Raw genomic sequence first — 7107 nt, 5'->3', positions numbered from 1 at the left:
CCCCCTGGTGGGCGCTGCCGCTGCCGCGCCAGAAGCGGTCGAACAGCCGCGGCAGCTCGGCCACCGCGATGCCCGGCCCCTGGTCGCGCACGCGCAGCCCCTGCGCATCGACGGCCAGCGTCACCACCGCGCCCGGCGGTGAATGCAGGATCGCGTTCTCCGCCAGGTTCTTCACCAGGATGAACAAGGCCCCCGCGTCGGCCTGCAGCCGCACCGGCGCGGCCGGCTGCTCCACCTGCAGCGCCACCGCATGCCGCCCGGCCAGCCGCTCCAGCTGGCCGGCCGCATCGGTCACGGTGCGCGTCACGTCGGTCGGCTCGAAGATGTAGTTCTGCGCCTCGCTGGCCTCGGCCAGGTGCAGCAGCTGGTGCACCTGCCGGGCCATGAAATCCAGGTCCTTCAGCAGCAGCTCGCGGCGCTCGCCACCCTGCTCGTCCAGCTCGACCTCGGCGCGGATCAGCGCCAGCGGCGTCTTCAGCTCGTGCGCGGCCGCGGCCAGGAACTCCTGCTGCACGCGGTAGCCGGTCTCCAGCCGCGCCAGCGCCTGGTTGAAGGCCTCGATCAGCGGCGACAGCTCGCGCGGCAGCCGCGTGCCGTCCAGCCGCGCCTTCAGGTTGTGCGGACCGATGCCCGCCGCCGCGGCCGAGGCGGCCCGCACCGGCTCCAGCAGGCGGCGCAGCGTCAGCAGCACGACGCCGGTGAAGACGCACACCGCCAGCACCGCGGCGACGACGCCGCCCTTCACGAAGATGCCACCGCCCACCCGGCGCAGCACCGTCTCCAGCCGGTCGCTGCGCGCCACCTGGATCACGTAGTCCTCCCCGGCGTGCTGCAGCGGCCGGTTCAGCACGTGCAGCGTGTACTCGCCGGTGGGCACCGCAGTGACGGTCTCGTTGCCGGCCACCGGCTGCATCGCCAGCACCTGCGCGGCCGGGCCGTCTTCGCCGGACATCAGCACATGCCCCAACGCATCCAGGATGCGGTAGCTGAAATCCTTCGGCAGGCCGTCGACCATCGCCCGGTGCTTGTCGCTCAGTACCAGCTGCACCGGCCGCCCCTGCGCGTCGAAGCGCAGCCCGCGCTCGAGGTGCTTCGCGGTGTCCTCCAGCCCCTGGCGCGTCGCGTCGGCCGGCCCTTGCATCAGCAGCGCGGCCAGCACGACACCGGCCATCAGCATCACGACCACCAGGCCGCCGCTCGCGGCCAGCAGCAACTGCGCCGCGAGGCTAGACGGAATCCGCAGCGCGAAGCGCATAGCCATGTCCCCTGACGTTGACGATCTCCAGCGTCGAGCCGATCGCCGGCAGCTTCTTGCGCAGCCGGTGCAGCGCCACATCGAGCGCATTCGGCGTCACCGCCTCGTCGACGCCCCAGGCCGCGCGCTCCATCGCACTGCGGCGCACCGTCTGGCCGGCCGCGCGCACCAGGCTCAGCATGATCTGCAACTCGGCCGGCGGCAAGGTCACCGATTCGCCGGCACAGGTCATGCAACCGGCTTCGGGTTTCAGCTGCAGGTCGCCGAATTCCGGCGACAGGCTCTGCAGCTGGGCCGGCCGGCGCATCAGCGCCCGCACGCGGGCCACCAGCTCTTCCATCGCGAACGGCTTGGCCAGGTAGTCGTCGGCGCCCGCCTCCAGCCCGGTCACGCGGTCGTGCAGCGCGTCGCGGGCGGTCAGCATCAGGCACGGCACACGCCGCCCGGCGGCCCGCAGGCGGCGCACCAGGTCGAGCCCGTCACCGTCGGGCAGGCCGCGGTCGACGATCAACGCGGCATAGTCGGCCTCGGCCAGCGCATGCCAGGCCGGCTCGATGCGCTCGAAGGCGTCCACCTCGATGCCCGCGCCCGACAACGCCTTGCCGACCAGCGCGGCCAGGCGGGTGTGGTCTTCGACCAGCACGACACGGTTCATCGAGGGCGGGACTCCGTTCAGAAGCGGTAAAGGTAACCCAGGCGCACCGCCGGCAGCGTGCGGCGGTCGACCAGCGGGCTGTCCTTGATGCTCGAGCCGAGCGCGGTGGCGCTGACGTCGAGGAACGCGCCGTCGCGCATCGAGAAGCCGTAGAACGTGCGCAGGCCGACCTCGGCATTGGTGGTGGCACGCCCTTCGTAGGCCGGGCGGAACGCGGTGGCTTCCTCCGGCCGCACGCCGTAGTAGTAGTCGACGTACTTCGCGTCGCGCCAGACGGCGGCGACGCGCGGCGTGAACATGAAGCGCCCGAAGCGGAAGTCGCGCTCCACCCCGAGGCGCGCCTCGGTGCCCTTGCTGTTCGACGACGCATCGCCCGCCAGTTCGGCCGACAGCTTGGCGTACTCGGTGCGCCACTGCACCGCGCCGCCCAGCCAGAAGCTCGGCTTGCGCTCCGCCATGCCGGCGAGGATCGGCGCGTCATCCGACTCGTAGCCGTCGCCCAGCGCATAGCGCGCGCGCACCGCGAACGACACCGGCCCGGCACTCGGCAGTTTCAGGTCGGCGCCGAGGCCGAGCACGCGCACGTACTCATTCTCGAAAGTGATCAGCGGCAGCACCCGCGTCTTGTTCTCGGCGCCCGCGTACACCGGCCGCTGCCAGCCGACGCCGATCCCCAGGCCCCAGCCCGAGGGCGGCGGCGGGGGCTGGTCTTCTCCCGGCTGCGGCTGCGCGATGACCAGCGGGGCGGCAGCCAGGGCGAGCATGGACAGGACGACGGAACGGAGCAGAGTGGGTTTCAGCATGGCGAAGTGGATCCAATGGGGAAGCCGCGATGGTTCTTTCAGTCGACTTACGGGGGACTTACCCGCGGCGGCGCGATACATCATGTGACCAGAATTCACAGCAGCGGCCGCAACGCCTGGGCCGCCTCGTGCAACAGCGGCAGCAGCTGCGAGCGCATCTGCTCCGGCGTGTAGGCGACCGACTGCAGCGTCATGCCGACGGCGCCCTTGCAGACGCCCTTGCGGTCGCGCAGCGCGGTGGCGATGCCCGACAGGCCCAGGTCGCGCTGTTGCGCGGTGATCCAGTGGTCGAGCGAGCGCGCCGCGCGCACATGCTCGCGGAATACCTCGGCCGTGCTGACGGTGTGGGCGGTGAACGCATGGAAGTCGTGCGCGGCGAGCCAGGCATCGAGCTCCGCATCGGCCAGTGCCGACACCATCACGATGCCCGGCGTCGCGACGTGCGCCGGCGCCCGCGCACCGACGTGGTAGCCGATCGACACGACGCGCGGCGCGTTGCTGCGCGCCACGTACACCACCTCGTGCCCGTCCAGCACGCTGACGTTGACCGTCTCGCCGCATTGCATCGACACCCGCTGGATGAACGGCTGCACCAGCCGCGGCAGCCGGGCCGCGCCGATGTAGCTCTGGCCCAGCCGCAGCACGCGGGGGGCGAGCCAGAAGCGCTTGCCGTCGGTGCCGGCATAGCCGAAGTGCACCAGGCTCAGCAGGTAGCGGCGTGCCGCGGTGCGGGTGAGGCCGGTCAGCTGCGCCGCCTCGCTGGGCGTGAGGCGCGAATGGTCGTCATCGAAGGCCTCGATCACGCGCAGGCCCTTGCCCAGGCCTTCGATGAGGTCCTTCCGGTCGATCTGGAACGGGATGTCGTCCATGGGGTGGTGGGGATCGATGACCCGCGTAGTTACCCGAAAAAAGCGCGATAGTCGCGCAGGTCGAGCGATCATCGCTCAATTCGGGGGTCGCCACGCTTGTGGCGCCCCCGGGGGCTGCCTACGCTCGCGCCGATGAAGATTTCCGGCAGCACGCGCGTTTTCCTGATCCTCGGCGACCCGGTGGCGCAGGTGCGCGCGCCGGAGGTGTTCAACCACCTGTTCGCGCGCCACGGGGCCGATGCGGTGCTGGTGCCGGCGCAGGTGGCGCCGGCCGACCTGGCGGCCTTTGCGCGGCAGGCGCTGAAGGCCCGCAACATCGACGGGCTGTGGCTCGCGATCCCGCACAAGACGGCGATGGTCGAGCTGCTGGACCGCTGCGACCGGCTCGGCCGCAGCGCCGGCGCGGTGAATGCGGCCCGGCGCAACGGCGACGGCACGCTGGAGGGGGCGCTGTTCGACGGCGTCGGCTTCACGAAGGCGCTGGCGCATTTCGGCGTGCCGGTGGCCGGCCGGACGGCGCTGGTGGTCGGCGTGGGCGGCGGCGGTGTCGCGATCGCGACCTCGCTGGCCGCGGCCGGTGCGGCGCGCATCGCGCTGTTCGACACTGCCCGCGGCCGCACCGCGGCGATCGCCGAACGGCTCGCCGCCGAGTTCGGCGTCGAGGTGGTGTCGCAGGCAGAGGCGGCACCGGCCGGGTTCGACCTGGTCGTCAACGCGACGCCGCTCGGCCTGCACACCGACGATCCGCTGCCCTTCGACCCCGCGCAACTCGATCGCGCTGCCGTGGTGGTCGACATCCTGATGAAGAACCAGCCGACGCCGCTGCTGCGGGCCTGCCATGCGCGCGGCATCRTCGCGCACCCCGGCTTCGAGATGCTGGTGCAGCAGGTGCCGGAGTACCTGCGCTTCTTCGGCTTCGATTCGATCGCGCAGGCGGTGCAGGCCGATGCCTCCGGGCTGCGCGCCATCTTCCAACGACAAGGAGACACGACATGAACCCATCGATCCGCCATGCATGGATCGCCGCGCTGCTCGGCACGGCTGCCTGTTGCACCGCGCTGTCCGTCCAGGCCCAGACCGTCAAGCTGGCCGTGATCCAGGAGCTGTCGGGCACCGGCGCCACGGCCGGCACGAATGCGAAGAACGGCATCGAGCTCGCGGTGAAGGAGATCAACGCGGCCGGCGGCATCCTCGGGCGCAAGCTCGAGACGCTGGTCAACGACACCCAGTCGAACCCGGGCGTCGCGAAGGGCCTGGCGACGAAGGCGGTGGACGACGACGTGTTCGCGGTGCTCGGGCCCACCTTCTCCGGCTCGGTGCTGGTGAGCATGGCCGAGACGCGGCGTGCCGAGGTGCCCAACTTCACCGGCGGCGAGGCCACCTCGATCACGCAGCAGGGCAACCCGTACATCTTCCGCACCAGCTTCACGCAGGCCTCGTCGATGCCGAAGGTGGCGCGCTACATCGCGGCCACGCTGAAGGCGAAGACGGTGGCGGTGATGTTCGTCAACAACGACTTCGGCAAGGGCGGGCGCGATGCCTTCGTCAAGTCGGCCGAGGCGAGCGGGCTGAAGGTGGCGGCCGACATCTCCACCGAATCGGGCCAGGTCGACTTCGCGGCGCCGGTGCTGCGCGCGAAGCAGAGCAATGCCGACGTGCTGTTCGTCTACACCAACGAGGAGGAGTCGGCACGCGCGCTGCGCGAGCTGCGCAAGCAGGGCTGGAGCAAGCCGGTGATCGGCGAGACCACGCTGACCGGCCAGAAGGTGATCGACCTGGCGGGCGAGGCGGCGAACGGCGCGATCGCGCACGTCGGGCTGACGGTGGATGCGCCGACGCCGGCGATGCGGGCCTTCCGCAGCAAGTTCGAGAAGGAATACAAGTACGTCTCGGACCACAACGGCATCAAGGGCTACACCAGCGTCTACATGCTGAAGGCGGCGATCGAGAAGGTCGGCAAGTTCGACCGCGTGGCGGTGGCGAAGGCGCTGCACGGGCTGACGATCCCCGTGGCGAAGGAGCCGGGCGTGCTGATGGACGTGAGCATCGATGCCAACGGCGACCTCGACCGCGAGAGCTTCATCGTCGAGGTGAAGAACGGCAAGCAGGAGGTGCGGGAGACGCTGCCGGCGCTCGGCAAGAAGTCGTGACCTGACTGCCGTGACATGAGCGATTTCCTGCAACTGGTGCTCTCGGGCATGGCGACGGGCAGCATCTACGCGCTGGCCGCGCTCGGCTTCACGCTGCTGTGGCAGGCCTCGGGCACGATCAACTTCGCGCAGGGCGAGTTCGTGATGCTGCCGGCCTTCACGATGCTCGGCTTCATGAGCGTCGGCCTGCCGCTGTGGGCCGGCTTCGTGCTGACCTGCGTGCTGGCGGTGGTCGTGCTCGGCTGGGCCTTCAAGCGCGGCATCGCCGACCCGCTGCTGCGCTTCGGGCTGATGCCGGTGGTGGTGGCCACGATCGGCCTGGCGATCGCGATGCGCAACGGCGTGCGTGCCGGCTTCACCGCCGAGGCGCATCCGTTCCCCGGCCTGTTCGCCGACCGGCTGTTTCATGTCGGCGGTGTCGCGGTGACGCTGGTCGACCTGGGAACGCTCGCGATGGCGCTGGTGCTGGTGTTCGGCACGCAGGCCTTCCTCGCGAAGACGGTGACCGGCCGCGCGATGCAGGCGGTGGCGCAGAACACCGAGAGTGCCACCGTGCTCGGCATCGACGTGCCGCGGATGGTGTTCTACACCTTCGCGATCAACGCGCTGCTGGCCTGTGCCGCGGCGCTGCTGGTCACGCCGACCTACCTGGCGAAGTTCGACATGGGCGAGCCGCTGGGCACCAAGGCCTTCTTCGCCGCGATCATCGGCGGCTTCAACAACTCGCGCGGCGCGCTGCTCGGCGGGTTGATCGTCGGCGTGGCCGAGAACCTGGCGTCGGCGTACATCTCGCCGGCCTACAAGGACGCCGTCGCGCTGGTGGTGTTCATGCTGGTGATCCTGTTCAAGCCGCAGGGGCTGCTGGGCCGCCGCGAGGAGCGCAAGGTATGAAGTGGGACAAATCCCTGGCCACCGCGCTGGTGCCCGGCCTGCTCGGCCTGGCGCTGCTGGTCGCCGTGCCGCCGTTCCTGAAGAGCTACGGCCTGTACCTGCTGAGCTACTGGCTGGTGTTCGTGATCGCGACGATGGGGCTGAACCTGACGGTCGGCCATGCGGGGCAGAAGTCGCTCGGGCATGCGGCCTTCTTCGGCATCGGCGCCTACACGCTGGCGATCGTGATGAAGGCCGGCTTCAGCTTCTGGCTGGGTCTGCCGCTCGCGATGGCGGGCTGCTTCGTGGTCGGGCTCGCGCTCGGCTTCCCGGCGCTGCGGGTGCAGACGATCTACCTCGCGTTCGCGACCCTCGGCTTCAACACCGCGGTGTGGCTGGTGATGCGCAACGAGGAGTGGCTGACCGGCGGCACCTTCGGCATCAACAACATCGCGCGGCCCTCGCTGGCCGGCCTGTCGCTGGAACGCAGCCTGCCGTACTACTA

8 protein-coding genes are annotated in these 7107 nt (G+C 70.4%); 4 read left to right on the top strand and 4 right to left on the bottom strand.

Going from position 1 to position 7107, the window contains the following annotated elements:
• The 4 genes from AC1D15_RS13000 to AC1D15_RS12985 form a co-directional block, all read right to left on the bottom strand.
• A partial coding sequence (locus AC1D15_RS13000; protein ID WP_477826302.1) for an ATP-binding protein occupies window positions 1-1261 on the bottom strand: 1261 nt, incomplete at its 3' end.
• Complete coding sequence (locus AC1D15_RS12995) at window positions 1227-1910, bottom strand: response regulator transcription factor (RefSeq protein WP_477826301.1); 684 nt, start codon at window positions 1908-1910, stop codon at window positions 1227-1229. The genes AC1D15_RS13000 and AC1D15_RS12995, both read right to left, overlap by 35 nt.
• A gap of 17 nt (window positions 1911-1927) precedes the next feature.
• The gene (locus AC1D15_RS12990; RefSeq protein ID WP_477826300.1) at window positions 1928-2674 is read right to left on the bottom strand and encodes a MipA/OmpV family protein; all 747 of its coding nucleotides are present in this window, start codon (window positions 2672-2674) and stop codon (window positions 1928-1930) included.
• A 134-nt stretch (window positions 2675-2808) separates the two neighbouring features.
• The gene (locus AC1D15_RS12985) at window positions 2809-3582 is read right to left on the bottom strand and encodes an IclR family transcriptional regulator domain-containing protein (RefSeq protein WP_477826299.1); all 774 of its coding nucleotides are present in this window, start codon (window positions 3580-3582) and stop codon (window positions 2809-2811) included.
• Between the two features lie 132 nt (window positions 3583-3714).
• Here AC1D15_RS12985 and AC1D15_RS12980 point away from each other — a divergent pair, with 132 nt between their 5' ends.
• From AC1D15_RS12980 to AC1D15_RS12965, 4 genes are all read left to right on the top strand, one after another.
• A complete protein-coding gene (locus tag AC1D15_RS12980; protein WP_477826298.1) occupies window positions 3715-4578 on the top strand; it encodes a shikimate dehydrogenase family protein in 864 nt (287 codons plus the stop codon).
• On the top strand, window positions 4575-5732 hold the full coding sequence (locus AC1D15_RS12975; RefSeq protein WP_477826297.1) for an ABC transporter substrate-binding protein: 1158 nt from the start codon (window positions 4575-4577) through the stop codon (window positions 5730-5732). Before AC1D15_RS12980 ends, AC1D15_RS12975 begins: the two co-directional genes overlap by 4 nt.
• A gap of 15 nt (window positions 5733-5747) precedes the next feature.
• The gene (locus AC1D15_RS12970; RefSeq protein ID WP_477826296.1) at window positions 5748-6623 is read left to right on the top strand and encodes a branched-chain amino acid ABC transporter permease; all 876 of its coding nucleotides are present in this window, start codon (window positions 5748-5750) and stop codon (window positions 6621-6623) included.
• Window positions 6620-7107: branched-chain amino acid ABC transporter permease (locus AC1D15_RS12965; RefSeq protein WP_477826295.1), on the top strand; the 488-nt coding region annotated here is incomplete at its 3' end. The genes AC1D15_RS12970 and AC1D15_RS12965, both read left to right, overlap by 4 nt.

The sequence above is a fragment of the Rhizobacter sp. P2_H2 genome, from assembly GCF_056403375.1.
This window is presented reverse-complemented; position numbering and strand designations above follow the sequence as displayed.